26 protein-coding genes are annotated in these 24,943 nt (G+C 71.0%); 9 read left to right on the top strand and 17 right to left on the bottom strand.

The window, feature by feature from the left end; translation table 11 throughout:
* Positions 1 to 13: 13 nt before the first annotated feature.
* The 6 genes from OCS65_RS05400 to OCS65_RS05375 form a co-directional block, all read right to left on the bottom strand.
* The gene (locus OCS65_RS05400; protein WP_029546232.1) at positions 14 to 1,171 is read right to left on the bottom strand and encodes an acyl-CoA dehydrogenase family protein; all 1,158 of its coding nucleotides are present in this window, start codon (positions 1,169 to 1,171) and stop codon (positions 14 to 16) included.
* A gap of 46 nt (positions 1,172 to 1,217) precedes the next feature.
* A complete protein-coding gene (locus tag OCS65_RS05395; RefSeq protein ID WP_006947364.1) occupies positions 1,218 to 2,027 on the bottom strand; it encodes a crotonase/enoyl-CoA hydratase family protein in 810 nt (269 codons plus the stop codon).
* A 129-nt stretch (positions 2,028 to 2,156) separates the two neighbouring features.
* Positions 2,157 to 3,500 carry a permease prefix domain 1-containing protein gene (locus OCS65_RS05390; RefSeq protein WP_029546235.1) on the bottom strand — a complete coding sequence of 448 codons (1,344 nt, stop codon included), beginning with the start codon at positions 3,498 to 3,500 and terminating at the stop codon, positions 2,157 to 2,159.
* Positions 3,500 to 3,862, bottom strand: a complete 363-nt coding sequence (locus OCS65_RS05385; RefSeq protein ID WP_006947362.1) for a PadR family transcriptional regulator — start codon at positions 3,860 to 3,862, stop codon at positions 3,500 to 3,502. The genes OCS65_RS05390 and OCS65_RS05385 overlap by 1 nt, the downstream gene beginning before the upstream one ends.
* Positions 3,863 to 4,004: 142 nt before the next feature.
* Positions 4,005 to 4,256: a hypothetical protein gene (locus OCS65_RS05380; RefSeq protein ID WP_006947358.1), complete on the bottom strand. Its 252-nt coding sequence runs from the start codon at positions 4,254 to 4,256 to the stop codon at positions 4,005 to 4,007.
* 96 nt (positions 4,257 to 4,352) lie between these two features.
* Positions 4,353 to 4,892 (bottom strand): hypothetical protein, encoded by a 540-nt coding sequence (locus OCS65_RS05375; RefSeq protein ID WP_263509084.1) that lies wholly within the window; start codon positions 4,890 to 4,892, stop codon positions 4,353 to 4,355.
* Positions 4,893 to 5,102: 210 nt separating this feature from the next.
* Here OCS65_RS05375 and OCS65_RS05370 point away from each other — a divergent pair, with 210 nt between their 5' ends.
* A complete protein-coding gene (locus OCS65_RS05370; RefSeq protein ID WP_263509082.1) occupies positions 5,103 to 5,441 on the top strand; it encodes a hypothetical protein in 339 nt (112 codons plus the stop codon).
* A gap of 54 nt (positions 5,442 to 5,495) precedes the next feature.
* A complete protein-coding gene (locus OCS65_RS05365) occupies positions 5,496 to 5,972 on the top strand; it encodes an acyl transferase (RefSeq protein WP_263509080.1) in 477 nt (158 codons plus the stop codon).
* Positions 5,973 to 6,011: 39 nt separating this feature from the next.
* On the opposite strand, the gene OCS65_RS05360 is transcribed toward OCS65_RS05365, so the two are convergent.
* Together OCS65_RS05360 and OCS65_RS05355 are read right to left on the bottom strand one after the other, a co-directional pair.
* The gene (locus tag OCS65_RS05360; RefSeq protein ID WP_006947351.1) at positions 6,012 to 6,245 is read right to left on the bottom strand and encodes an alpha/beta fold hydrolase; all 234 of its coding nucleotides are present in this window, start codon (positions 6,243 to 6,245) and stop codon (positions 6,012 to 6,014) included.
* A gap of 98 nt (positions 6,246 to 6,343) precedes the next feature.
* Positions 6,344 to 7,051, bottom strand: a complete 708-nt coding sequence (locus OCS65_RS05355) for an SOS response-associated peptidase (RefSeq protein ID WP_044476587.1) — start codon at positions 7,049 to 7,051, stop codon at positions 6,344 to 6,346.
* A gap of 260 nt (positions 7,052 to 7,311) precedes the next feature.
* Between OCS65_RS05355 and thiD the strand changes: the two genes are divergently transcribed.
* Both thiD and OCS65_RS05345 read left to right on the top strand, forming a co-directional pair.
* Positions 7,312 to 8,124 carry a bifunctional hydroxymethylpyrimidine kinase/phosphomethylpyrimidine kinase gene (thiD, locus tag OCS65_RS05350; RefSeq protein ID WP_065923381.1) on the top strand — a complete coding sequence of 271 codons (813 nt, stop codon included), beginning with the start codon at positions 7,312 to 7,314 and terminating at the stop codon, positions 8,122 to 8,124.
* A 181-nt stretch (positions 8,125 to 8,305) separates the two neighbouring features.
* The gene (locus tag OCS65_RS05345) at positions 8,306 to 9,004 is read left to right on the top strand and encodes an SDR family NAD(P)-dependent oxidoreductase (RefSeq protein WP_029546250.1); all 699 of its coding nucleotides are present in this window, start codon (positions 8,306 to 8,308) and stop codon (positions 9,002 to 9,004) included.
* A gap of 127 nt (positions 9,005 to 9,131) precedes the next feature.
* Here the strand turns inward: OCS65_RS05345 and OCS65_RS05340 are convergent, their stop codons facing one another.
* A complete protein-coding gene (locus tag OCS65_RS05340; RefSeq protein WP_263509077.1) occupies positions 9,132 to 10,532 on the bottom strand; it encodes an ABC1 kinase family protein in 1,401 nt (466 codons plus the stop codon).
* Positions 10,533 to 10,700: 168 nt separating this feature from the next.
* Between OCS65_RS05340 and OCS65_RS05335 the strand changes: the two genes are divergently transcribed.
* Positions 10,701 to 11,696, top strand: a complete 996-nt coding sequence (locus OCS65_RS05335; protein WP_006947344.1) for a sigma-70 family RNA polymerase sigma factor — start codon at positions 10,701 to 10,703, stop codon at positions 11,694 to 11,696.
* 9 nt (positions 11,697 to 11,705) lie between these two features.
* Here the strand turns inward: OCS65_RS05335 and OCS65_RS05330 are convergent, their stop codons facing one another.
* The gene (locus tag OCS65_RS05330) at positions 11,706 to 12,158 is read right to left on the bottom strand and encodes a VOC family protein (protein ID WP_029546253.1); all 453 of its coding nucleotides are present in this window, start codon (positions 12,156 to 12,158) and stop codon (positions 11,706 to 11,708) included.
* A gap of 446 nt (positions 12,159 to 12,604) precedes the next feature.
* Between OCS65_RS05330 and OCS65_RS05325 the strand changes: the two genes are divergently transcribed.
* The 3 genes from OCS65_RS05325 to OCS65_RS05315 all read left to right on the top strand — a co-directional run bounded on the left by OCS65_RS05325 (position 12,605) and on the right by OCS65_RS05315 (position 15,455).
* Positions 12,605 to 13,573 (top strand): pirin family protein, encoded by a 969-nt coding sequence (locus OCS65_RS05325; RefSeq protein WP_006947342.1) that lies wholly within the window; start codon positions 12,605 to 12,607, stop codon positions 13,571 to 13,573.
* A gap of 104 nt (positions 13,574 to 13,677) precedes the next feature.
* Positions 13,678 to 14,451, top strand: a complete 774-nt coding sequence (locus OCS65_RS05320; RefSeq protein ID WP_006947341.1) for a pirin family protein — start codon at positions 13,678 to 13,680, stop codon at positions 14,449 to 14,451.
* A gap of 89 nt (positions 14,452 to 14,540) precedes the next feature.
* Complete coding sequence (locus tag OCS65_RS05315) at positions 14,541 to 15,455, top strand: PaaI family thioesterase (protein WP_203329866.1); 915 nt, start codon at positions 14,541 to 14,543, stop codon at positions 15,453 to 15,455.
* Between the two features lie 111 nt (positions 15,456 to 15,566).
* Here the strand turns inward: OCS65_RS05315 and OCS65_RS05310 are convergent, their stop codons facing one another.
* The 3 genes from OCS65_RS05310 to OCS65_RS05300 all read right to left on the bottom strand — a co-directional run bounded on the left by OCS65_RS05310 (position 15,567) and on the right by OCS65_RS05300 (position 18,656).
* The gene (locus OCS65_RS05310) at positions 15,567 to 15,860 is read right to left on the bottom strand and encodes a hypothetical protein (protein ID WP_037201177.1); all 294 of its coding nucleotides are present in this window, start codon (positions 15,858 to 15,860) and stop codon (positions 15,567 to 15,569) included.
* Positions 15,861 to 16,053: 193 nt separating this feature from the next.
* Positions 16,054 to 17,262 (bottom strand): serine hydrolase domain-containing protein, encoded by a 1,209-nt coding sequence (locus tag OCS65_RS05305; protein ID WP_006947337.1) that lies wholly within the window; start codon positions 17,260 to 17,262, stop codon positions 16,054 to 16,056.
* Complete coding sequence (locus OCS65_RS05300; protein ID WP_006947329.1) at positions 17,259 to 18,656, bottom strand: WS/DGAT/MGAT family O-acyltransferase; 1,398 nt, start codon at positions 18,654 to 18,656, stop codon at positions 17,259 to 17,261. The genes OCS65_RS05305 and OCS65_RS05300 overlap by 4 nt, the downstream gene beginning before the upstream one ends.
* Before the next feature lie 136 nt (positions 18,657 to 18,792).
* Here OCS65_RS05300 and OCS65_RS05295 point away from each other — a divergent pair, with 136 nt between their 5' ends.
* Entirely contained in the window at positions 18,793 to 20,766 is a 1,974-nt protein-coding gene (locus tag OCS65_RS05295; RefSeq protein WP_065923380.1) for a M13 family metallopeptidase, read from the top strand.
* Between the two features lie 52 nt (positions 20,767 to 20,818).
* Here the strand turns inward: OCS65_RS05295 and OCS65_RS05290 are convergent, their stop codons facing one another.
* From OCS65_RS05290 to OCS65_RS05275, 4 genes are all read right to left on the bottom strand, one after another.
* Positions 20,819 to 21,553 (bottom strand): M23 family metallopeptidase, encoded by a 735-nt coding sequence (locus OCS65_RS05290; RefSeq protein WP_263510364.1) that lies wholly within the window; start codon positions 21,551 to 21,553, stop codon positions 20,819 to 20,821.
* A 266-nt stretch (positions 21,554 to 21,819) separates the two neighbouring features.
* Positions 21,820 to 22,974: a DUF418 domain-containing protein gene (locus tag OCS65_RS05285; RefSeq protein ID WP_263509071.1), complete on the bottom strand. Its 1,155-nt coding sequence runs from the start codon at positions 22,972 to 22,974 to the stop codon at positions 21,820 to 21,822.
* Positions 22,975 to 23,054: 80 nt separating this feature from the next.
* Positions 23,055 to 23,696, bottom strand: coding sequence for a response regulator (locus OCS65_RS05280; RefSeq protein ID WP_006947321.1), 642 nt, complete (start codon positions 23,694 to 23,696; stop codon positions 23,055 to 23,057).
* Positions 23,693 to 24,901: a sensor histidine kinase gene (locus OCS65_RS05275; RefSeq protein ID WP_029546268.1), complete on the bottom strand. Its 1,209-nt coding sequence runs from the start codon at positions 24,899 to 24,901 to the stop codon at positions 23,693 to 23,695. The genes OCS65_RS05280 and OCS65_RS05275 overlap by 4 nt, the downstream gene beginning before the upstream one ends.
* Between the last annotated feature and the right edge of the window lie 42 nt (positions 24,902 to 24,943).

The raw sequence follows: 24,943 nt of genomic DNA, 5'->3' as shown, positions 1-24,943 counted from the left end.
CCCACCGGGACGTCTAGAGGCCGAGGTCCTTGGCGATGATCGTCTTCATGACTTCGCTGGTGCCGCCGTAGATCCGGCTGACGCGGGTGTCGGCGTAGAGGCGGGCGATCGGGTATTCGGTGATGTAGCCGTAGCCACCGTGCAACTGCAGGCACTTGTCGATCACGCGGCCGGCGACCTCGGTGCAGTACAGCTTGGCACGGGCGGCGTCCGCCACCGACAGCTCGCCCCGGTCGAGCAGCTCGAGGCAGTGGTCGGCGAAGACTCGCGCCGCCTGCACCTCGGCGGAGCATTCCGCGAGAACGAACTTGGTGTTCTGGAAGGAGGCCACCGGCTTGCCGAACACCTTGCGGTCCTTGGTGTATGCGACGGCATGCTCGATCGCGGCCGCGGCCTGGCCGACCTGGTTGAGCGCGATGCTCAGGCGTTCCTGGGGCAGGTTGTGGGCGAGGTAGCCGAAGGCCTTGCCCTCCTCGCCGAGGAGATTCTCCACCGGAACCCGCACATCCTGGTACGACAGCTCGGCGGTGTCCTGCTGGTGCAGCCCGATCTTGTCCAGCTTGCGACCGACGGAGAACCCCTCGGCATCGGTGGGCACGCAGAGGATCGACAGGCCGGCACGGCGGTCCTCCGGGTCGAACGGCGCCGTCCGGCAGACGGTGAGGACCAGGTCGGCGGTGACGCCGCCGGTGATGAACGTCTTCGCGCCGTTGACGACGTAGTGCGAGCCGTCGGCGGACAGCTTGGCGGTGGTGGCGATGTTGGCCAGGTCCGAGCCGGTGCCGGGCTCGGTCATCGCGATGGCGGTCATCATCCGGCCGGACGCGAAGTCCGGCAGCCAGCGCTTCCGCTGCTCGTCGCTGCCGTACTCGAGCAGGTACGGCAGGATCAGGCAGGAGTGCACGGTGTAGGAACCGAACGACACGCCGGCCCGGGCCACCTCCTCGAACACGATGGCGTTGTACTTGAAGCTCGATTCGCCGCCGCCGCCGAACTCCTCGGGCACCTGGATACCGAGGACGCCGAGCTCACCGAGACGGTGGAAGAACTCGCGCGGCGGCCGGCCCAGCGCATCCCACTCCGCCTGATGCGGCAGAACCTCGCGGTCGATGAAATCCCGCAGCATGGAACGGAATTCGTCGTGTTCCTGAGTGAAGATCGTCCGCTCCACGGCCGTCTCTCCTTCGTTGTGTGCGGCGGCTCGGGGGCCGGGGCGGTCAGTTGCCGGTGAAGTTCCCGGTGCGGCGTTCGAGGAACGCCGAGAGTGCCTCACCGTGGTCGGCGGTGTGGTGCGAGAGGGCCTGGAACGCGGCGGAGAGCTCGAGGATGCTGTCGAGATCCTGGCGCTGCCCCTCGCGCATCAGCTTCTTGGTCATGCGCAGCGCGTGCGGCGGATTCACCGCGACGCGGGCGGCGAGTTCGTTCGCGGTGACCAGCAGCTGCTCGGGTTCGACGACGCGGGAGACCATGCCCCAGTCCAGCGCGGTCGCCGCGTCGACCCGGTCGCCGGTGAAGGCCATCTCCGCGGCCCGCGCCGCACCGATGGCGCGGGGCAGCAGCCACGCGCCGCCGTCGCCGGGGATGATGCCGAGCTTGACGAAGCTCTCGGCGAAGAATGCGGTGCTCGAAGCGATCCGCATGTCGCACATCATGGCCAGGTCGCAGCCGGCGCCGACCGCGGGTCCGTTGACGGCGGCGATGATCGGCACCTCGCAGTGGTAGATCGCCTTGGGCAGCCGCTGGATTCCGCGACGGTAGCCCTCACGCAGCTGATGCGGGGCACCACCGAACATCCCGGCGCGGTCGGCCATGTCCTTGACGTTGCCGCCGGCCGAGAACGCGCTGCCGGCGCCGGTGAGGATCACCACGCGGGTCTCGTAGTCCGCGTTCGCCTCCTCCACCAGCTGCACCAGCCGCTCGACGACGTCGTCGCCGGAGATCGGATTGCGCGCCTCGGGCAGGTTGATCGTCCACGTCGTGACGTGGCCTTCCCGGCGGGAGAGTACGACGTCCTCGGGTGCGCTCATGCGGAGGTCCTTTCGGCCGGCGATCGGCGGCAGGCAGCAGATTAGGTCGAACGATCGTTCAAATTACTGCCTTGCGGACCGGTTGTAAAGGCATGGACGGATCGACTGCCGTTGTTCGGTGACCGACGGTCACGCGAAGTCGAACATCGGCGGGAGGAGGCAGACGACCAGCGCCGCCCAGATGCCGAAGACGGGCAGGTAGCGGGTCTGCCAGCGTTCGAGGGAGCCGAACCCGCGGCGGCCACGGACGAACCCGAGGACGAGCCGGGCCGACCAGGCAAGATTGACCAGTAGGACCAGGTTCATCCCGAGAGCGGCCACCTTGTTGGGGGTGAAGCCGAACTCCGCGATCCGGGTGAGCATGGCTGTGAGCATGAGCAGGTCGACCGCGAGAGCGAGGACGACGAGGACGAGCTGGAGACGGTCGAACAGGTCGGGCGGCAGGTGAGGTTCGCGGGCGGAGATCGCATACAGCAGCAGCCCCAGGACGACGACGAGGATGAGGTCCATCAGGATCAACAGGTTTCGGTCGACGTCGACGACGCTACCCGTGGTCGCGAACGCCGCGAGCAGCACCAGCAGCATGAGGATTGTGAGGGGGGTGAACACGCGGGTGAGGACGGGCGCGATGTTCTCCACCACGTTCTGCTTCGCCTCCACGAGCCAGGCGGCGACGACGACCGCGCCCGCCGCACCGAACGGCAGCACCCAATCCTCGACGACCCACTCGGCATCCGTGCCGAGCGCGTCGAACGCGCCGATCGTCAGGCCCACGAGGACGCCGCCGCCGAGGGCGAGCAGGGTGAGATAGACGACCCATTCGCCGGTGAATCGGACGAAGTCCATCCACCGCCGGTCGGACCGCCACTCGCCTCCGACGTAGGCGAGGCCGACGACGAACCACAACGCGATCGGGGCATGGATCGCGGCGATCACCTCGGTCGATCCGTTCGGGACGAAGGGAAACGCGTTCGTCACGACCGCCACCAGGGCGAACGGCACCAGCAGCGCCGCGGCGCCGCGGGGCGTCACGCGGCGCTTCCAGGCGAAGTACCCGGCGAGGAACGGAAGCACGAGCAGGCTGACGTTGCGCACGACGACGCCCTCGCCCAGTGTCGCCAGTCCGGCCTTCAGGGCGACCGCCGCGCCGACGGCGAGCGCGAGCACGACGAACAGCTCACGTGTGGGCCGCGTGGCACCGTCGTCCGGTGCGGGCATCAGCACGAGTTGCTTCCACAGGCGCTCGGAATGCTCCCGCGCGAACTCGCGGGAGATGTCGTCCACGCTGCCCATGCGTTTGACCGCGACCAGGAAGGCCTCGTCGGTCCCCAGTCCGGCGGCGGACAGATCCGAGATCTGGTCACGCAGGTGGTCTTCCATCTCGTCGGCGTCGGCGGCGGATATCGCGCGACGACGCTCGACGTAGCCGCGCCACTGACCGATCTGCGACTCCAGCGCGGCATCGGTGTCCATCACGACCATCCTCCGGCGGGGGTCGCGGGCACCTCGGCGCAGCGCCAGACCTGGTCCAGCGCGTCCGCCACGACGTCCCACTGACTGCGCCGTTCCGCAAGCACGCTCCGGCCTGCGTCGGTGATCGCGTAGTGCTTGCGCCGTCGCCCACTGTCGGAACTTCCCCACGACGCCGACACGTATCCGGACCGTTCCAGGCGATGCAGCAGCGGGTACAGCATTCCGTCGGTCCATTGGATCCGTCCACCGGACAGATCCTTGACTCGTTTGAGGATGGCGTACCCGTAGGAGTCGCCGTCGGCGAGGATTCCGAGCACAAGCGGGGTCGCCGAGGCCGCCACCAGGTCCTTGTCGAGGTACATAGAACTCCTATGCCTAGATCAGCTAGGTATCAACCTAGCAGATTCAGGCATGAGCCAACCGCACTTCTCGATGCGCCCGGTTCGTCCAAGGCCGGCACGCCGGCGGGGTTGATCGCGAGGGTCCGGGGCGTACGGACAGCGGTCAGGACTTCTTCGGCTCCGCCTCGACCTCGTCGTCGTCGGCGAAGACGAGCCGGCCGTCGTCCAGCGCGACGGCCCACCGGCGCACCGGCGCCCAGTCCCGCCCGAGCTGCTCGCCGGCCCGGGCGGCTTCGCTCGCATAGTCCTCGACCACCACTCCGGGCAGTCGGCTCTTGTCGTCGCCACGACGCACCACCACCCGCGAGCCGACGGTGAGCCCGCCCCTGCCTGCAACTCCCGAGTTGTCACTCATGACAAATGATCATTGCATCGATCGCTCTTCCGGACACCCCTACCACGGCAGGACCGCCTCCGTGTCGGCACCTGCGCGTCACCGGCGGCGCCCATCTCACTCGACCACCGGGAAGAGGGACTCGCCGTCCTCGGGGCTGCCGCCGATCTGACCTCGATCGACCCGCGAGTCCTCGACGATGACACCCTCGACCAGCTCTGCGTGCTTACGTCCGCCGTCGTAGACGGCTGTGTCGCCTCCGCCGTCGTAGACGGCTGTGTCGCCTCCGCCGTCGTAGACGGCTGTGTCGCCTCCGCCGTCGTAGACGGCTGTGTCGCCTCCGCCGTCGTAGACGGCTGTGTCGCCTCCGCCGTCGTAGACCTCGTCGACGATGTCCTCGGTCAGCTCGTCGTCCGGCATGGCCGCAACCGGCCGCTCGAGCGGCTCCGGGGGCGCCACGTCGGGTTCCTCCTCGGCGAGGCGCTGGTCCAGCGACTCGCCTTCCTGCTCCTCCCGCTGCGTGGTGCCGAACCGGTCGGCCCCGCTCCAGCCCTCCGGCGGGTCCACGACCTCGTCGCCGTCGTCGTTGCGGACTTCGTCGGAATCGAGGCCCTCGCTCGGGCTGAGCGTGTCGCCGGGACCGTCTTCGATACTCATGGCTGCGAGGTACCCGAGCCGTGGGACCGCGAAACGCGGACGGGTTTGCCTGCCCCGGATACCGTCTATGCCCGGGGCACGACCCCGGCGAGGGAGCCTTCCCATGGGCGAGAACGACCTCTTCCAGCACATCGAGGGGCTGGTGAGCGAGAAAAGGTCGACTCCCGTCGCCGGTGACGGACACCGCGAAGGACGAGGTGGGGAGTAGACATGGGCGAGAGCTCGGGAACCGGGGACGCGGAGACGCTGACCGTGGAGCTGGAGGACGCGGGCGGCACGTCGTGGTGGGCCTCCCTGCTCGCGACGCTGAGTTCGCAGTACGGCAACGCGTACAAGCGGTTCGTCGGCCGGGTGGACGGGGAACGCCGCTATGTCGGTCCCACCTTCCCGGTCCCCCGGACGTGGGGGGACATCCCGCCGCATGAGGCGTGGGCGCCGGAGATGAACCGAAGCCTCGCCGAGGTGCTCCGGCACATCGAGGACGATCACTGGGTGCAGACCGGTAAGGGGCAGCAACCGTGGGAGTTCCGGTTCACCCGGCCTCGGTGACCGGATTGCGAGGAGGATTCCGTGCGGGTACGATTGTCGAAAACTGTTGCTGCAGTGGCTGTCTCGGTAGGATTGGTCGCGTCGTGCGGCGACGGCGACACCACGCCGGGCGCGCAATCGACCACGAGCGCGTCCGTTCCCGCGTCGGCACCGGCACCGGCGACGACGGCCGAGAGCGCCCCCGCATCCTCCTCGCCGGAGACGTCGCCGGCCGCGACGAGCGAGGACGCGACGCCACCGGCCGGGTCGTCCTTTCCCGGAGAAGACCTCACCCCGGAGCAGGCCGAAGCGCTTCAGCGCGCGGTCGACGAGGGTAGCCAGCCGTGGCGGCTGGATCCGTCCCTCGTCGCGCAGGCGTTCGTGGCGGACCGATTCGGATGGAGCGACACCGACGCACGCGCGGCCGACCCGCACACCGTCGAGGTGACCAACCGGGCGGACGGCAGCATCGTGGTGCTCCAGCTGCGCCGGCCCGTCCGGGAGAGCGCCGACGGAATCTGGGTCGTCACGGACGGCGTCCGGATCGGCTGAGCCACCAGCGGAAGTGCAGCCGGCACCCGCTCGCCGGAATCATGCCTCCGCCGCGGCCCGCCGGACCAGGTCGACGATCGCCTCGGGGACATCCCACTGCGGCGCATGCCCGGCCCACGGCAGCGGCACGAACCGGGCCCCGGGAACCAGCGGGACGTACCGCACCGTCTGCGCGGAGGCGACGACGTCGAGTACGCCCTGCGCGAGGGTGACGGGGCACGCGATCCGGTCGAGACCCGTCGGCACGTCCGTCGGCACGGCGTTCCACAGCATCGCCCCCCGATTCCGCGAATCCTCCCTTCACGGAATGTGATTCGGATCGCGAGGCGCGCCACGGCAGGGCCGCCCGAGCCCCGGTGGCCCTGCGCCACTCACACCGGCTCGAGCAGTTCCGGGCGGTTGTTGCGAGGGTTGTTGACCGCGGTGCCGACCTCGTAGGGCTCCAGGTGGGGTTCGGGGACGGAGGCGATCAGCGCGTCGACGTCGTCGCGGTCGGTGAGGGCCGGATCGAGCCACACGTCGTGGAAGGACGGCGGCAGCACCAGCGGGCACCGCTCGTGGATCTGCCCGGCGGCGTCGGTGGCCTCCGTCGTCAGCACCGTGACGGTCCACAGCCACTTGTCGGGATGGTCGTCCGGCAGGCTCGGATCCGGCCACAGCTCGTACAGGCCGGCCATTCCGAGCACGCCGTCGCCGTGCAGGAAGTACGGCACCTTGGTGCCGTCCTCGCGCTTCTGCCACTCGAAGTACCCATCGGCCGGCAGGATGCACCGTCGCCGGGCGGCCGCGGCCTTGAACGACGGTTTCTCGGTGATCGTCTCGCAGCGGGCATTGATCAGCCGGTTGCCGATCTTCGGGTCCTTGGCCCACGACGGCACCAGCCCCCACCGGGCGGACCGGAGCTGACGCACCGCCTCCCCGCCCGGATCGTCCTTCGGGGCGCGCTCGAGCACCACCCGCACCGTCTGCGTCGGCGCGACGTTGTACGACGGGGGCAGCGGCTCGCCCACCGTCTCCACCACGTCGAACAGGGAGCGCAGTTCCTGATCGGTGACCGTGCTCGCATACCGACCGCACATGCCGCCCACCTTCTGTCGTCGTGCCTCGACCGGTCGATTCCCATGGTGCCGCACCGCACCGACATGCGCCGGGCCGCATGTGACGCCGGTCATCGGCGCAGGTCGTCCGGCCGGGACGCACGGCCGGGCGCGCTAGCCTGGTGCCGGGACCGATCGTGCGAACCCGGCGACGACGTCGCGGGCAGCCGTGGTCTCCCCCGACGTGCCGGTACCTTCCGGGTCCGGCACGCAGTCTGTCCCCCATCGGATTGGAGTACATCGTGGTCGACCTCGCCTATGTCATCGCCGGGTCCGAAGCCACCGGCGGCGCAGGGTTGCAGGTGGATCTGAAGACATTCCAGGAGCTGGGCGTCTACGGCGTCGGCACCACCACCTGCATCGTCTCGTTCGACCCGCGGAACGACTGGTCGCACCGCTTCGTCCCGATCGCGCCCGAGGTCATCGCGGACCAGATCGAGGCCGCCACCGCGGCCCACGACCTCGACGTCGTCAAGATCGGCATGCTCGGCACCCCCTCGACCATCGAGGTGGTCGCCGAGGGCCTGCGTCGCCAGTCGTGGCGGCACGTCGTCCTGGACCCGGTGCTGATCTGCAAGGGTCAGGAGCCCGGCGCCGCGCTCGACACCGACAACGCGCTGCGCGAGGCCGTGCTGCCCCTGGCCACGGTGGTCACCCCCAACCTGTTCGAGGCCCGCACCCTGGCGGGGATGGACCGCATCGAGAGCGTCGACGGCCTCGTCGAGGCCGCCCGCCGCATCCACGCCCTCGGCCCGCGGTACGTCCTGGCCAAGGGCGGCGTGGAGCTGGCCGGCGACGACGCCGTCGACGTGCTCTTCGACGGTGTGGAGGTCACCGTGTTCTCCGCGCCGAAGGTCGGCCGGGAACGGGTCTCCGGCGCCGGCTGCACGCTCGCCGCGGCCGTGACCGCCGAACTCGCCAAGGGCGCCGACGTGCCCGCCGCCGTCGCGCTGGCGAAGGACTTCGTCACCGCCGGCATCGAGGGCCGGGTCGGGGCGCACACGCCGTTCGACACGGTGTGGCAGGGCGCGTACGCGGCGTCGCGCACGGCATAGGACCACCCCCGTCCGTCGGCGATCCGGATTCGACTATCGGAGTGCATGTTTCGGACATCGACAACCGCCGGGACGGTTGTCGATGTCCGGAACCGGCACGTGTGGCTCGGTATCGCGATGCGCGGGCACGTCCGACGCCTATCGTGGACGGGCATCCGTCCGCTCGGCCGAGAGGATTCCCATGACCGCGATCCGGACCGCGCTCGTCACCGGCGGCACCGGCGGGCTCGGTGCCGCCGTCACGACGCATCTGCTCGAGACCGGCTGGCGGGTCGTGGTCCCCTGGGTGGCTCGTACCGAACTCGGCCGGCTCGCGGACCATCCGCGTCTGCATCTCGTGGAGGCGGACCTGTCCGACGAGGCGCAGCTGCGGCAGGCCGTCTCGCTCGCGGCGGCCGAGGAATCCGCGCCCCTGTTCGGTGTGGTGAATCTGGTGGGCGGGTTCACCTCGGGGCCGCGGGTGCACGAGACTCCGATCGAGGTCCTCGACGCCCAGCTGGATCTCAACGTGCGCACCGCCTACGCCGTGACCCGCGCGGCGCTGCCGCACCTGCTCGCGGGCAGCGGTGGGTCGGTGGTCTGCATGTCGACCGCGGCGACGAAGCGGCCGTTCGCCGGGGGCGCCGCCTACGTCGCGTCGAAGGCCGCCGTGACCGCACTGGTCGAGACCCTGGCCGTCGAGTACGCCGCCGACGGCGTCCGGGTCAACGCGCTGCTGCCCGTCGTAATCGACACGCCCGCGAACCGGGCGGCGATGCCCGACGCGAACCGGCGCTCGTGGTCGCAGCCCGCCGAGATCGCGCGCGTGATCCGGTTCCTGCTCTCCGACGACGGCGCCGCCGTCACCGGGGCTTCGATACCCGTCACGCATGTGGGCTGACGCGCCCGGCGCACTCCGCACCCGTCGGGCCGCCCCGGCTCGAACCGAGCGAATGGACCATGCTGTCGACGTGAGGAGCTGAACGATACATTCGCTCGCCCCCGCGCCCCGCGCGCCCGCGCCCGCGCTACGCGGGTAGCTCGAGCCCCTGCTCGCCGGCGCGGCGCGCCACCTCCTCCGGGAAGACGTTGCGCAGCAGGTACAGGTCCTGGCCGATGACCCAGCCGGGGGCGAGGGCGGTGGCGTAGCGCTCGAAGTAGCCGAGCTGCTTGCCGAACAGCACCAGTTCCTCCGGGCTGGCGATCCCCCATTGCTTGCCGAGCCGGATCAGCGCGACGATGAGTTCGCTGAGCCGGAGCTGTCCGAGGTCGCGGCCGAGGAGCGGAGCGAGGGCCTGCGCCACCTGCCGGCCGATCTCGGCGTCGTCGGCATCGAGTCCGCTGGTGTAGCCGAGTGCGCGGATGCCTTGCGCCACGCGGGCGAAGTCCCCGTCGATGGCGGTCGCGCGGAACAGGTCGCGCAGGATGGCGCGCCAGTGCTCGGGCAGCTCGCCGACGATGCCGAAGTCCAGGAAGGCGAGGCGGCCGTCGTCGAGCAGCCACAGGTTCCCGGCGTGCACGTCGCCGTGGAACGGCCCGTGCAGGACGACCGATTCGATCCATACCTTCACCCCGCGGCGGATGAGCAGGCGGGTGTCGATGCCGGCGTCGGCGGGCACGCGGTCCATGGGCACACCGCGAAGGCGTTCCATGCAGATCACGCGCGGCCCGCAGTAGTCCCAGTACACCTGCGGCGTGGCGACGGCCGTGTTGTCCCCGAACGCGCCGATGCACTCCCGGAACCGGCTCTGCCGGTCCGCCTCGACCGCACTGTTGAGTTCGGTCATCGTGGACGAGTGCAGGTCGCGGATGATGGCGGTGGCGTTCGCGATGCGGAAGAACTCGAAGGCCTGCAGCAGGCGCGCGCCGAGGTAGGCCGCACGCAGGTCGATGAGCATGCGGTGGGCGATGCCGGGCCGCTGCACCTTCACGACCGCCTCCCGCCCGTCGTGCAGCACGCACGCGTGCACCTGGCCGACGGACGCGGCGGCCAGCGGCAGGTCGTCGAACCGGGCGAACAGTTCGCCGACGGGATGCCCGAGGTCTTCCTCGATCACGGCGCGGGCCTGGTCCGCGGAGACGGGCGCGACGTCGTCCAGGCAGCGCAGGCACGCGTCGGCCAGCGGCTTGGGGAACACACCGGACGACGACGCCATGAGCTGGCCGAGCTTGACGAACGTGGGGCCGAGGATCTCGAATGCGTCGACGGTGCCCTCGGCGGCGGCGTCGGCCGGGCCGCGCCCGTCGGGTCGCAGTGGCCAGGCCAGCAGCTTCAGCAGCACGCTGACGACGAGCACCACGGCGACGACGACCGTGCGGCCGGCTTCGCGCAGACCGAAACGCTCGAGCGGGGGCATGTCGACGTGCAGGGCCGACGCGGGCGGTCCCCCGGCGTACGGGCCTGTCGGTCGTGGCGCGATGTCGGGCACGCGTCCCCCTCGTCCTTGCTGCCTGCCGGCGGGGCTGTCGGCCGGGGGCAGTTACTGGACGGTACCCGGAGTGCACAGATAGTTCGAGACCCTGTTTCCTGTCGGCCCCCAGGGCTACGCTCACGCTCGTAACTGCACTTCGGACCGACGGGCAGGCGGGGGCACACCATGACGGAGCAGGTTCTCGATTCGCAGGACGACTTTCTGACGCTCGCCGGTCCGTACCGGCGTGAGCTGCTGGCGCACTGTTACCGGATGAGTGGCTCGATCCACGACGCGGAGGACCTCGTGCAGGAGACGTACCTGCGCGCCTGGCGCGGCTACGCCAACTTCGGCGGCCGCTCGTCGCTGCGGACGTGGCTGCACCGCATCGCGACCAACGTGTGCCTGACCGCGCTGGAGGGCCGATCGCGCCGGCCGCTGCCGACGGGGCTGGGGGCGCCGAGTTCGGATCCGGTCGACGACCTCGTCGAGCGCGGGGAAGTGCCGTGGCTCGAGCCGATTCCCGGCGGATCCCTCGGCGACGACGGTCGGCCGGACGACCCGACGGACCCGGCGGCGATCGTGACCTCGCGCGAGTCCATCCGTCTGGCGTTCGTGGCGGCGCTGCAGCATCTGTCGGCGCGGCAGCGGGCAGTGCTGCTGCTGAGGGACGTGCTGCAGTGGCGGGCGACGGAGGTGGCCACCGCGCTGGACACCTCGACGGCCGCGGTGAACAGCCTGCTCCAGCGGGCCCGCGCGCAGCTGCAGCAGGCGCAGGTGACGAAGGAGAATCTGGTCGAGCCGGAGAGCCCGGAGGCGCAGGCGCTGGTGCGGCGCTGGGTCGAGGGGTTCGAGAAGTACGACATCGATTCGATCGTCGAGATGCTCACCCAGGAGGCGGTCTGGGAGATGCCGCCGTTCGAGGGCTGGTACCGCGGCGCCGAGGCGATCGGGACCCTCATCCGGACGCATTGCCCGGCGAGCGGGCCGGGAGACCAGGTTCTGCTGCCGACGGTGGCGAACGGGCAGCCCGCCCTCGGCCTCTACATGAGAGGCGAGGACGGGCAGCACCATCCGTTTCAGCTGCAGGTGCTCGATGTCGTGGGCGACCGGGTGGTGCATGTGACGGTGTTCTTCGACACCGAGCTGTTCGCCCTGTTCGGGCTGCCCGAGCACCCCTGACGCCGGCCGCTACGTCTGCACGGACGTCTCGGCCTGGGGTCCCATCGCGGCGGCCGCGGCCTCGACGTCCATCCACATGACCTCCCAGACGTGCCCGTCGAGGTCGCGGAAGGCCCGGCCGTACATGAAGTCGGTCTTCATCTCCTCCGAGCCGGCGGTGATCCAGTCGCTGCCACCGGCGGCGAGCGCGGCGTCGACGAGCCGGTCGACCTCGTCGCGGCTCTCGGCGGACACGCTCATGAGCACCTCACGGGCCGTGGCGGTGTCGCAGATGTCGCCGGTGATGAAATCGCGGAAGCGCGGCTCCTCGAGGAGCATCACGTAGGTCTGTTCGTTGATCTCGAGGCAGGCGGTGTTGGCGTCGCAGAACATCTCGTTGAAGGTGAAGCCGAGAGCGTCGAAGAACGTGCGGGTGGCGGCGACATCCTTGACGGCCAGGTTGGCGAAGAGCATGCGGGACATCTTCAACTCCTTGCGTGTGAGCGGGCGGACGGTACCTCGGGTGAGGGTGTCGAGCAGGTAGACCACCCGGCAGCGGGAAACTCATCGCCCGCCCGGGATCGCCGAAATCCCGGCGCAGAGCCGTGCGAGGAACTATGCTCTGCGGCCGGTGCTCAGCGCACCGAAGCGATGGACCATACCCCAGCGGGTATGTATCCTGGCTTCATCCGGCCGACGGAGACGATCGGCCGTCACAGACACCGCGTCCCACCTCCCTCCCCCCGTAGGCGGGACGTGGCGCCGGGCGTCACGCGCCCGGCGCGGACCCCCTGCCCTCCCCTCCCCTCGGGCAGGGGGTTTGCCGTTTCCGGACCGGCCGGCTCGCGCCCGTCGCACGGCAGGAACAAATCCCCCGGCCGGTCGGTTAGAGTAGTTGAACAGTCAACTACATGCCGAAGGAGCCCGCCATGCCCGCGGTGACCGTAGACAACATCCTCACCCTGCCCCGCATCCCGTCCCCCGCGCCCGACGCCCCCGCCCGTCCCGTCCTCGGCGTCCGTACCGCCCCCGTCGGATACGAGGGTGAGGGTTTCCCCGTGCGCCGGGCATTCGCAGGCATCGACCAGCGCTTCCTCGATCCGTTCATCCACATGGACCAGATGGGCGAGGTGCAGTACGCACCCGGTGAACCCAAGGGCACCCCGTGGCACCCGCACCGCGGCTTCGAGACCGTCACCTACATGATCGACGGGATCCTGGAGCACAAGGACTCCAACGGCGGCGGCGGCACCATCGGCGGCGGCGACACCCAGTGGATGACGGCGGGGTCGGGCATCCTGCACATCGAGGCCCCGCCCGAACATGTCGTGGCCAGCGGCGGCCTGTTCCACGGCGTGCAGTTGTGGGTGAACCTGCCCCGGGACAACAAGATGGCGCAGCCCCGATACCAGGACATCTCCGGCAGCCAGGTGGCCCTGGCCTCCTCCCCCGACGGCGGCGCCCTCGTCCGCGTCGTCGCCGGCGAGATCGGCGGTGTGCGCGGCCCCGGCGTCACCCACACCCCGATCGCCCTCGCCCACCTGACCGTCGCGCCCGGCGCCTCGGTGACCCTGCCGTGGCGCCGGGAGTACAACGCGCTCGGTTACGTGCTCGCCGGGGACGGCACCGTCGGCGCGGAGCGCGCACCGATCCGGGCGGGACAGACCGCCGTGTTCGGACCCAACGGTGACAGCGTCACGTTCACCGCCGCCGCCACCCAGGACTCGCGCACCGCGTCGCTCGAGGTGTTCCTGCTCGGCGGGCGGCCGATCCGCGAGCCCGTGGCGATGTACGGGCCGTTCGTGATGAACACCAAGGCCGAGATCATCCAGGCGTTCGAGGACTTCCAGGCCGGCCGGCTCGGGACCGTCCCGGCCGAACACGAGCAGTTGCCGTAACGCGCGCCGGGACCGGGGCGCGCATCCGAAAGCTGCGCGGCCCGGCCCGTCCGCGCCCCGTTCCGCTCCGTACCCTGAACCGCGATACCTTTCGAGGAGACACCATGACCGACGCCCCGACCATCGACATCCGGCGCGCCGAGGACCGGCTGACGACGAAGATCTCCTGGCTCGATTCGAAGCACTCGTTCTCCTTCGGGCACCACTACGACCCGGACAACACCCACCACGGGCTGCTGCTGGTCAGCAACGACGACACCGTCCTGCCGGGCCAGGGCTTCGACACGCATCCGCACCGCGACATGGAGATCGTGACCTGGGTGCTGCGCGGCAGCCTCGTGCACCAGGACTCGATCGGGCACTCCGGCGTCATCTACCCCGGCCTGGCGCAGCGGATGAGCGCCGGGACGGGCATCCTGCACTCGGAGAAGAACGACTCCTGGCGACTGCCCGGCGTCACGGGGCTGCACGCCGGGGAACACGCCGAACCGGTGCGCTTCATCCAGATGTGGGTGGTCCCGGACGAGTCGGGCATCACCCCCGGCTACGAACAACTCGAGATCGACGACGAGCTGATGCGCGGCGGACTGGTGCCCGTCGCGACCGGGATCCCCGAGCACCGCGACCACGCCGCCATCCGCATCCACAACAGGTACGCCGGGCTGTCGGTCGCCCGGCTGCAGCCGGGCCGGACGGTCGTCCTACCCGATGCGCCGTACCTGCACGTGTTCGTCGCCCAGGGCACGGCCGAGCTCGAGGGCGCCGGCACCCTGCGGGAGGGTGACGCCGTGCGACTGACCGGGTCCGGCGGACAGCGGATCCACACCGACACGGCCGCGGAGATCCTCGTGTGGGAGATGCACGCGCATCTCGGCTGACCGGGGTGGGCGGGACGCCCCGGTCCCGGCCTCGGTACGGTGACCGAGCGAACCCTCGCTCCGTCCCTCCCGATCCCAGGATGCCTCCCGTGACCGTCACCGCCCCCGAAACCGATCGCCTCAACGCCTTCATGGGCATCGACACCGTGGCCGGGGAGCCCCGAACGGTGGCGTTCCGCCAACCGCTCGGCAACCGGTTTCTCGACCACCGCGGCCGCACCACCGTCGGGTCCGTCGGTGTGCTCACCGACGTCGTGCTCGGCGCCGCCCCGCACCTCGTGTGGCGGGGCCAGGGTCGCGACACCCGTTCCGTACTCACCCAACTCAGCGCGTCGACCGCGAATCCGATTTCCGCCCAGGGGAATCTGCACGGTACCGGCCGCGCCGTCCACGTGGACGAGGACACGGCACTGAGCACCGCGCAGATCCGCGACGACGCAGGCGATCTGGTGATCCAGCTGACGGGGCGGTCCATGGTCGTGAATCGTCCCGCCGTGTTCGACGCAGACTCGTTCGCGGACGCGTCCGGTCTGTCCCGGCCCACCCCCGAACCCTGGACGGATCCGGCGGAGCTCACCGACCGCCCCGGGCTCGACGTAGTCTCCGGCATCGCCGCCGGCACGGTGGCCCGCGGACCGCTCGCGGGACTACTCGGCCTGCGCCTGCAGACCGTCGAGAAGGGCCACGTCACCGCGGTGGTGCCGCCGGTGGAGTGGATGGCCAATCCCATGGGGGCGGTGCAGGGCGGGGTGCTGGTCTCCGTCGCCGACGCCGTTGCCGAACTGGCGGCCCAGACCCTCACCGCCGCCGGCCGGCAGTACCGACTGCTGAACCTGACCCTCGACTACCTGCGCTCACCCGAGGCGCCGGGTCCCGACATGCTCGTCGAGGCGAAGGTCACCCGTGCGGGCCGGCGACTCGCCTCGATCGACACGCACCTCACCGCACCGGACGGCGCGGTCCTGGTGCGGGCCCACGCGAGCGTGCACATGGGTTCGCTCTGAAGGTGTCGGCTTCCGACCGCGCTCGATCAACTCGCCGAGCGGTGGGCGGAGACGACCCTCGTCCGGCCCCCGGCTCGGACCGTCGCATCAGGGGTGGGCGCAGGTCGCCGGTCAGTGGTCGTCGTAGTGCCCGTCGTGCGCGGCGTGCCGGTGCCCGTCGTGGATGTAGTCCAGGTGATCCCCGTGCGGGACGGCCACGTGCCCGCAGCCTTCACCGTGGACGTGGTCGTGTCCTTCGTGGGCCACATGCTCGGCGGGTTCACACTCGTCGACGTGTCCGTCGTGGACTCGGTGCAGATGCCCGTCGTGCACATAGTCGACGTGGTCGCCGTGTGGCACGGCCACGTGCCCGCAGCCCTCGCCGTGGGCGTGTTCGTGGCCTGCATGTTCTCGGTGGGTGGTCATCGCCGCGCTCCTCGGACAGACGAAACCGTTTCGCGCTTCCCAGTCTCCCACCGTCATCCGTGGTTCGGAACAGAGCCGCCGGTGATCCTGCTGTTCGTGGTCGAGGCGGTCACCGGGCGCCGCGTGCACCACTGACAGGTCCCGGGTCGGCACGGGGTGCGGGCTCCTCGGCAGGCCGTCAGGTAGCCCGCCGTCAGGCCGCCTGCCGGGCGACGACGACACCCGCGGCGCCGAGGCGCGGGAACCGCATGTCCGAGATGGGGGTGACGCTCCCGAGGCGGTTGGTGACGAAGGCGATCGACAGGCCGGTTTCCGGATCGGCGAACGCGCCGGAGCCGCCGAAGCCGAAGTGGCCGATCGACTGCAGCGGTTGCTCGCGCAGGGCGACCCAGCCCGGGTGGTAGCCCAGCCGCCAGTTCGGGCGGATACCGAGCACGTAGTCGCGGCGACGGGTCTGCACCTCCAGGACCTGTTCGAGGGTCTCCTCCTTCAGCAGCCGCGCCCCGCCGAGTTCGCCGGCGTTCGCGAGGGCCCCGTACATCCGGGCCAGCGCGCGAGCGGTGAACACCCCGTTCCACCCCGGCATCACCGCGTCGTGCGCCGCGGGGCTGCGGGCCAGCTCGTCGAAGCCTTCGGCCATGCCCGCTTCGGCGACGCCGCGCAACCCGGGCAGCCGCGACAGCACGGTGCCGGTGACCGCCCACGGCGCGGGGGTCGGATTCAGCCGGGGGAACACCCGGGCGATGCGGTGCCGATCTTCCTGCGGCACGTGGAACCAGAACTCGCGCAGACCGAGTGGGCCGGCGATCTCCTGCTCGATCAGCTCGGTGAAGGACAGGCCGGTCACCCGGATGGCGATCTCGGCGACGAGGTTGCCGTAGGTGACGGCGTGATAGCCGGGGCCGGCGAGCCGGCGCGGGTCCGGCGCGGCTGCCGCGAGGGCGGCCGCCACCGCGTCGGAGTCGAGCAGCCCGAAGCGTCCCGGCACGAGGCCGCGCGCGCGGTGCAGGCCGGCGCGGTGCGACATCAGTTCCCGGACGGTGATGGATTCCTTCCCGGCGGCCCCGAATTCGGGCCAGTACGCCGCGACCGGTTCGTCGTAGTCGACCAGCCCGCGCTCGGCGAGCCGGTGCAGCACGGTGCTCGCGACGCCCTTGCCGGTGGAGAACGACAGCGCCACCGTGTCGTGGGTCCAGCGCTTGTCCCGGGACGCCCAGCCCGCCCAGATGTCGAGCACCGGTTCGCCGTGCAGGTACGCGGCCAGCGCCCCGCCGCCCTGCCGGGTGTCGCGGAACATCTTGAAGAACCGGTCGGCAACCGGCAGGAAGCGAGGGTCGACGATCATCTCCGTCCGGGGGTGCTCGCCGTCCACCCGCCTGGTCGCTCCGGTGTCGGAACTCATGGCGCCACTCCTACCGCGGCCTCCAGTTGTGACAGAGACCGCTCTGTCAGAGGTATCAACGCTTCGATGTCCGGTATTACTTCCCCACCGGCCACATATCCGAAGCCGACTCGGTCGGCATACGAGCACACCGTGACGTTGAGAGCCATCCCGTCGTACACGATCGACACGGGGTAGATCTCCTCGAGGTGGGCGCCGTTCCAGTACAGCTCGGTGCGCGGGCCGGGCACGTTGGAGATCGGGAGGTTGTAGCCGGGCCGCACCCTCGGGTCGAACGGGAGCATCGGGACCAGAATGGTCGGCAGGATGCTCGGAGCTGCCACCAGCAGCGACGGCACCGGCCCCAGCGACGCGACGCGCTCCTTGGCCACCTGCATCGACCGGTGGATCAGGCCCAGCCGGTCGGCCGGATCGGCGAGGTCGGTGCCCAGGGTGCACACCGCGGTTCCGAACGCATTGCCCGCCGTCCCGCCGTCCTCCCGCCCGCGTACCGAGACCGGGCAGATCGCCACCAGGGAGTCACCGGGCAGTTCGTCGTGCTCGGCGAACCACGAGCGCAACGCCCCGGCCACAACGGCCGTGACGACGTCGTTGCCGGTCACCCCCGCCGCGTGCTGGATCGCGCGCAGCCGCGCCTTCGGCCAGCCGGCGGCCGCGAAGGTGCGGCCGGCTCCGAGAGGGCCGTTGAGCCGGGTGCGGGGCGCCGCGAACGGCAGCACGGTGGTGTCGGTGGTCAGGCCCTGCACCGTGGAGCGGACCTGCCCTTCGACGGTCCGACGGACCAGACCCATCCCGGAGGCGACCGTCCCGACGGCCGAGCGGGCCAGGGCGAGCGGGGTGGGAAGCCCGCCGTGCGCGGACCCGGGCCGGTCCCGCCCGCCGGTGGCGAAGAACGGGGACATCGATCGACGATCGGGGTCCGGCGACATCGACTCCTCGATCATCCGCAGGCCCGCGATCCCGTCGAGGACCGCATGGTGGACCTTGATGTAGAGCGCGTACCGGCCGTCGGGAAGGCCGTCGACGAGGTGTGCCTCCCACATCGGGCGGGAGCGGTCGAGGGGCTCGGCATGCAACGCGCCCACCAGCTGCCACAGCTCGTCCCGTCCGGCGCCCGGCGGCAGCGACGCCCGCCGCACGTGGTAGCTCAGGTCGATGTCGTCCACGTCGCGCCAGGCCCACCACCCGCCGGTGTCCACTCCCCGGTGCGCCCGGCGCCGCAGCACCGGATCCACCTCGCCGCCCCGGCCGAGGGCGTCCCGGTACGCGTCGTCGACGAACCGCGGGCCGGCATCCTCGGGCGGGTCGAGGATCAGCACCACCGCGACGTGCATGGGGTTGGCCAGCAGCTCCGCCGTCATGAGAACGGCGTCGATCGGGTCCATCAGACCCACATGCTCACCCCGCTTCCACGTGTCTGTGAGGCTTCGGTCACGGTAACTCGAGCGGGACGCGTCGCGGGCCGGGACGGCCGGTCGCGCACGCGCAGGCCCGTGCCGGGTGCGGAGAATGGGTGTAAGGATGGACGACATGACCATCGTGGAGCATTCCCGGGCTCGGCACTCGGGCATCGACCTGACCCACCTCGACGAGAGCACCCGAGCGCAGGACGATCTGTTCGAGCACGTCAACGGGCGCTGGCTCGCCGAACACGAGATCCCCGCCGACCGGGCCCTCGACGGCGCGTTCCGCACGCTGTTCGACAAGGCCGAGGTCGACGTCCGCACCCTCATCGAGGAGGCGGCCGCGTCCTCGGCCGAGCGGGGCACCGACGCGCAGCGCATCGGCGACCTGTACGCGAGCTTCCTGAACACGGAGGCCGTGGAGGCGGCGGGGCTGAGCCCGATCGCCGGCGAGCTGGCCGCCGTGGCGGACGCCGCGGACCGGGCCGAGTTCGCGGCCGTGCTCGGGCGGCTGCAACGCGTCGGGGTCGGCGGCGCCGTCGCGCACTACGTCGACACCGACGCGAAGAACTCGTCGCGCTATCTGATGCACACGACGCAGTCCGGCCTCGGCCTGCCCGACGAGTCGTACTACCGCGAGGACGGCCACGCCGAGATCCGGGCGCAGTACGTCGCGCACATCGGGCGCATGTTCGAGCTGGCGGGCATCGGGCACGACCCGCAGCGGGTCCTCGACCTCGAGACGCGGCTGGCGGCCGGGCACTGGGACGTGGTCAAGCGGCGCGACGCCGACCTGTCCTACAACCTGGTGACGTTCGAGGCGCTGACCTCCGATCGGCCCGGCTTCGACTGGCGCGGCTGGATCGACGCGCTCGGCGCCACCGAGGAGCAGTGGGCCGAGATCGTGGTCCGCCAGCCGGACTTCCTCGACACGTTCGCGCGGCTGTGGGCCGACGCGCCCCTCGAGGACTGGAAGGCTTGGGCCACCTGGCGGGTCCTGCACGCCCGCGCGCCGTACCTCACCGAGGCGCTCGTCGCCGAGAACTTCGCGTTCTACGGCCGCACCCTGACCGGCGCGCAGGAGATCCGCGACCGGTGGAAGCGCGGCGTGGCGCTCGTACAGGACCTGCTCGGCGAGGCCGTCGGCAAGCTGTATGTGGAACGGCACTTCCCGGCCGAGGCCAAGGCCCGCATGCAGCACCTCGTCGCCAACCTGCAGGAGGCGTACCGGCGCAGCATCGCCGATCTGGAGTGGATGAGCCCGCAGACCCGCGAGGCGGCGCTGCGCAAGCTGGAGAAGTTCACCCCCAAGATCGGCTACCCGGACAAGTGGCGGGACTACTCGGCCGTGACGATCGACGCGGGCGATCTGGTCGGCAACTACCGCAGCGGCTACGCCGCCGAGTACGACCGCGACCTGGCCAAGCTCGGTGGGCCGGTGGACCGCGACGAGTGGTTCATGACGCCGCAGACCGTCAACGCCTACTACAACCCGGGTATGAACGAGATCGTGTTCCCTGCCGCGATCCTGCAACCGCCGTTCTTCGACCTGCACGCCGACGACGCCGCCAACTACGGCGGGATCGGCGCCGTCATCGGCCACGAGATCGGGCACGGCTTCGACGATCAGGGCGCCAAGTACGACGGCGACGGCAATCTCGAGAACTGGTGGACCGACGACGATCGCACCGAGTTCGGCAAGCGCACCGCGGCGCTGATCGCGCAGTACGACGAGTTCGAGCCGAAGGCGCTCGCCGGCCATCGCGTCAACGGCAGCTTCACCATCGGCGAGAACATCGGCGACCTCGGCGGGCTGTCCATCGCGCTGAAGGCGTACGAGATCGCACTCGACGGCGCCGAGGCGCCCGTGATCGACGGCCTCACGGGCCTGCAGCGGGTGTTCTTCGGCTGGGCGCAGGTGTGGCGGACCAAGGTCCGCGACGAGGAGGCGCTGCGCCGGCTAGCCGTGGACCCGCACTCGCCGCCGGAGTTCCGCTGCAACGGGGTGGTACGCAACATCGACGCCTTCTACGAGGCGTTCGACGTGCGTCCCGGCGATGCGCTGTATCTCGCGCAGGAGGAGCGCGTGCGGATCTGGTGAGCCGGACGCCGGTGCGCCGCGCCCCCCGACGGGGCGGCGTACCGGCGCCCGACTAGGAGCGCGAGGCCTGAGGTACCGAGATCCCGCGCGAGCCGAACCAGGCCATCGGGTCCATCTTGGCGCCGCCCGGCTGCCACACCTCGAAGTGCAGGTGCGGCCCGGTGGACTGGCCTCGGTTGCCCATCGTGGCGATCACGTCGCCCGCCCGCACCTGCTGGCCGACGGACACGAGCGACTCGTTGATGTGCCCATAGACGCCGATGGTGCCGTCGTCCTGCTGGATGCGAACCCACAGCCCGAAGCCGGAGGCGGGACCGGATTCGATCACGGTGCCGTCGGTGACCGACTTGATCGGCGTGCCGATGGCGTTGGCGATGTCGATGCCGTTGTGCGCCGTGCCCCAGCGGGGCCCGAAGCCGGAGGTCAGCGCCCCGACGGTCGGGAAGACGGCGCTCGGGCGGCTCGCGAGTTCCCGTGCGATCCGCTCGGCCTCCTGCTGGGCGAGGCGTTCGGCCTCCTGCTGGGCGAGGCGCTCCGCCTCGCGCTGGCGCTCCGCGGCCTCCGCGGCGAGGCGCGCGGCCTCCCGCTCGGCGGCGCGCTGCAGCTGGTCGACGTACCGGTCGGTGCCGGCGTCCGGAAGCTGCAGCACCTGGGGTGCCGTCGAGAGTCCGACCGTCGGCTGCTGCCGCTCGGGGGCGGCCTCGGCCCGGGGTTGGCCGGGCGCCGCCTGGGCCGCGGCGCTGCCGGCCGCGAGCACGGCGCCGACCGCCAGGGGGATGGTCAGCAACCGGCGCGCGGGCCCGGTCCGGGTCGAGCGCCGGTGGGCCCCACGCCGGGGCGCCACGGGTTCGGAAGCTTCGCTGGAGTTGTCACCATCGTGGCGGGCGTACGGGGCCAATCTGCTGTCCTCGACGTTCGAGCGGTCCGTTTAATAACGGATTGATCACGGTCGAGTCACAGATTAGCGCATAGCTCCGTCGGTGGGTAGCCGCTCCCAGCGGACCGAATGTCACAGGCGTTCCGCTCCGCGATCCAAATGTGACATTCGGCCCACTAGGAAGGGGTCGCCGGCTCGCGCACCAGCCGCTGGTACGAGACCCGCCACAACCACTCGACCGGCCCCTGCCGATACCGCCGCAGCCACCAGCTCGCCGTGACGACCAGCACCGCACACACCAGCAGGTACACCGCGACGGTGAACGGCACCCGCAGCGACGGATCAACTCTCGCCGCCAGCCCGAGGCCCCAGCCGTAGCACAGCGCCGAGGCGAGAACGTTCTGCGCGACGTAGCAGCTCAACGCGGTCCGGCCGATGCGTTCCAGCCCGGTCGCGACCACCCCCGCCCGCCGTGGCGTCGCGTGGAACTGCGCGATCCAGGCGAGCAGGCCGACCGCGACGAACGGGGCCACGCCGTAGCGGGCGACCAGCACACCGGCCTCACCGCCGCACAATCCCACGACCGCGTCGACCGGGGCGGCGACCGCCCCGAGCAGCATCAGCTTCCGCCGCAGCACCCGGCTGCCCGGATCGAAGATTCCCGCCTCGTACAGCGCGGCACCGGCGAGGAACATCGCGATCGTCATCGGGATCACGAAGATCACCTCGGCCCGGTACGCGCCGACGTTCTCGGCCCGGAACACCACCAGATCCCACCAGCTGCCGGTGGCGAACACGTCGGTGGCCGGGGCGGTGGGCGCCCCGGAGTCCGGCTCGGCCGCGATCGCCGCCACCAGCGCGGTGAGCAGCAGCACGTGCACGGCGGACGCGGCGACGGCCACCCACAGCCGCGCCCGTGCCGACGCGACGACGAGACCGCACACGAGCATCGACACCAGTGCGTAACCCATGAGGATGTCGAATTCGGCGACGAGCAGGTAGTGCAGCGCGCCGTCGAGCAACAGCAGCGCGGCACGCACCCGGTACCCGCCCGGCCACGGCCGTCCCGCCCGTCGCGCCGACGCCGCCTGGATCGCCAGACCGATCCCGAACATCAAGGTCAGCAACCCCAGGAACTTGCCCTGGGCGAGTTGCATGAGGATCCGCTGGGGCCACGGCTCGGAACCGAGCATGTTCAGGTAGCCGACGATGCCGGCCGGGTCGGTGAAGATCCAGATGTTCGTGCCGAGCGTGCCCAGGATGGCGATGCCGCGCGCGACGTCGAGCGCCACGATGCGCCCGGGCCGGGTCGTCGTCTCGGTTGCCGTCATGACTTCGACCCTGACGTGAGGCGGTCGCCGGCGCGTCGGCCACCCGACGGACCGGGTGTCCTCCTTCCGGAGGAGGCGACCTACCTGCCCGCGATCTGCCGGGCGACGAACGCGGCGTGCAACCGCGAATCCACCCCCAGCTTCGCCAGGACCCGGGAGACGTGGGTCTTGACGGTGGTGGCGCCGATGTTCAGGCGCTCGGCGATCTGCTGGTTCGCCAGGCCCTCACCGAGGCAGTCGAGCACCTCGCGTTCCCGGTCCGTGAGCAGGTCAACGCCGGTCGGCGGCGGCACCGGTTCGGCGGCACCGGCGGCCAGGCCCGCGATGACGGTGCGGGTCACCTGCGGGGACAGCACGCCGTCGCCGTGGGCCACCCGCCGGATACCGTCGGTCAGTTCCTGCGCGGAGGCCGACTTCAGCAGGAAGCCCGCGGCGCCGGCGCGCAGCGCACCCAGGACGTACTCGTCGACGTCGAAGGTCGTGAGGACGAGCACCTGGGTATCGCTCGTCTCGCGGATCCGGCGGGTGGCCTCGATGCCGTCGGTGCCCGGCATGCGGATGTCCATGAGCACCACGTCCGGCCGCAGCGCCCGCACCTGACGCACGGCGACGTCGCCGTCGGCGGCCTCGCCGACCACCTCGAGATCGGAGGTCGCGGACAGGATCATCGCCAGCCCCGCGCGGATGGCTCCGTGGTCGTCGGCGAGCAGCACCCGGATCACGACGGCGCTCCCGGGCGCAGCGGCAGCGACGCCCCCACGACCCACGTCCCGTCGGACGGACCCGCCCGGAACCGGCCGCCGAGAAGTTCGGTGCGTTCCCGCATGCTCGCCAGGCCCCGGCCGCCCGACGGCGTGCGCGGCGCGGCAACCGTCCCGTCGGGGAGCGGGTTGCGCACGGTCACCTCCAACCGGTCGCCGCGCGCGTCCAGCGACAGCTCGACGGGGACGCCGGGCGCGTGCTTGGCGGCGTTGGTCAGGGCCTCCTGGACGATGCGATAGGCGGCGTGGTCGACGGCGACGGGCAGCTGCCGCCCCGGACCCGACCGACGGACGTGGACGACGGTGCCCCCGGCGTGGGCCGAGTCGACGAGCTTGCCGAGGTGGGCCAGCCGCCCGGGCGCGGTCGTCTCGCCGAGGACGGGCCGGTCCCGCAGTAGTCCGATCATCTCCCGCATCTCCTCGAGCGCGTCGACGCTGTTGCTCCGCACCGATTCGAGCACGGCGTGCAGCGCCTCCATCCGGCGGGCCGTCGGCGACGACGCATCGCGGGAGAGGCCCAGCGCGGCCTCGGACTGGATCGCGATCGCCGACAGGTGCCCGGCGACGACGTCGTGCAGATCGCGGGCCATGCGGTTGCGCTCGGCCGCCACGGCGGCCCGCCGGTCGAGTTCGGCGATCGTGGTGACGGCCTCGGCGCGGGCGCGTTCGGCGTCGGCGACGTCCTTGTGCAACCGGACCGCGCGCCCCCACCACAGCGGAGTGCCGACGAACGCGGACAGCGCAATCGCCGTGAGCACCAGCAGCTGCCAGTTCCCGGTGACGACGTAGACGACCCCGAAACAGGCCGCGGAGAGCGCGGAGGCGAGGCCGAGCAGCGCCCGTGCCTGCCGCTCGGTGCCGTAGCGGACGCCGGCGTAGAGCAGGTCGGAGTAGACGAGCCACACGGGCAGGGACGGCCCGAGCAGGAGGTCGATGCCCAGCGGCACCGCACCGAGCACGAGCGCCGCCACCGGCCGTCGCGCCCGGAGCACCGCTGCGCCGCACACGGCCGCCAGCAGGCCGACACGCACGGCCGCCGGAGCCTCCACCCTGACGGGGGCGAGTTCGTACAGACCTGCGGACAGCAACAGCAGCCCGAGCAGGAACTCGGCCACCGCGATACACCAGCCCTGCGCGGTGACGGAGAGAGACGACCAACGCGGCACCCGTTCATCACAGCACAGCGGCGCGGCCGGTTCGTCCTCCCG

Origin of the sequence: Rhodococcus aetherivorans, assembly GCF_025722975.1 — a bacterium.
Taxonomy (GTDB): domain Bacteria; phylum Actinomycetota; class Actinomycetes; order Mycobacteriales; family Mycobacteriaceae; genus Rhodococcus; species Rhodococcus aetherivorans.
This window is presented reverse-complemented; position numbering and strand designations above follow the sequence as displayed.

Coding starts and splice junctions, on each gene's coding strand:
- OCS65_RS05395 (WP_006947364.1), bottom strand. CDS start 2,027: ATGAGCGCACCCGAGGACGTCGTACTCTCCCGCCGGGAAGGCCACGTC.
- OCS65_RS05390 (WP_029546235.1), bottom strand. CDS start 3,500: ATGGACACCGATGCCGCGCTGGAGTCGCAGATCGGTCAGTGGCGCGGC.
- OCS65_RS05385 (WP_006947362.1), bottom strand. CDS start 3,862: ATGTACCTCGACAAGGACCTGGTGGCGGCCTCGGCGACCCCGCTTGTG.
- OCS65_RS05380 (WP_006947358.1), bottom strand. CDS start 4,256: ATGAGTGACAACTCGGGAGTTGCAGGCAGGGGCGGGCTCACCGTCGGC.
- OCS65_RS05375 (WP_263509084.1), bottom strand. CDS start 4,892: ATGAGTATCGAAGACGGTCCCGGCGACACGCTCAGCCCGAGCGAGGGC.
- OCS65_RS05370 (WP_263509082.1), top strand. CDS start 5,103: ATGGGCGAGAGCTCGGGAACCGGGGACGCGGAGACGCTGACCGTGGAG.
- OCS65_RS05360 (WP_006947351.1), bottom strand. CDS start 6,245: ATGCTGTGGAACGCCGTGCCGACGGACGTGCCGACGGGTCTCGACCGG.
- OCS65_RS05355 (WP_044476587.1), bottom strand. CDS start 7,051: ATGTGCGGTCGGTATGCGAGCACGGTCACCGATCAGGAACTGCGCTCC.
- OCS65_RS05345 (WP_029546250.1), top strand. CDS start 8,306: ATGACCGCGATCCGGACCGCGCTCGTCACCGGCGGCACCGGCGGGCTC.
- OCS65_RS05335 (WP_006947344.1), top strand. CDS start 10,701: ATGACGGAGCAGGTTCTCGATTCGCAGGACGACTTTCTGACGCTCGCC.
- OCS65_RS05330 (WP_029546253.1), bottom strand. CDS start 12,158: ATGTCCCGCATGCTCTTCGCCAACCTGGCCGTCAAGGATGTCGCCGCC.
- OCS65_RS05325 (WP_006947342.1), top strand. CDS start 12,605: ATGCCCGCGGTGACCGTAGACAACATCCTCACCCTGCCCCGCATCCCG.
- OCS65_RS05320 (WP_006947341.1), top strand. CDS start 13,678: ATGACCGACGCCCCGACCATCGACATCCGGCGCGCCGAGGACCGGCTG.
- OCS65_RS05310 (WP_037201177.1), bottom strand. CDS start 15,860: ATGACCACCCACCGAGAACATGCAGGCCACGAACACGCCCACGGCGAG.
- OCS65_RS05305 (WP_006947337.1), bottom strand. CDS start 17,262: ATGAGTTCCGACACCGGAGCGACCAGGCGGGTGGACGGCGAGCACCCC.
- OCS65_RS05295 (WP_065923380.1), top strand. CDS start 18,793: ATGACCATCGTGGAGCATTCCCGGGCTCGGCACTCGGGCATCGACCTG.
- OCS65_RS05285 (WP_263509071.1), bottom strand. CDS start 22,974: ATGACGGCAACCGAGACGACGACCCGGCCCGGGCGCATCGTGGCGCTC.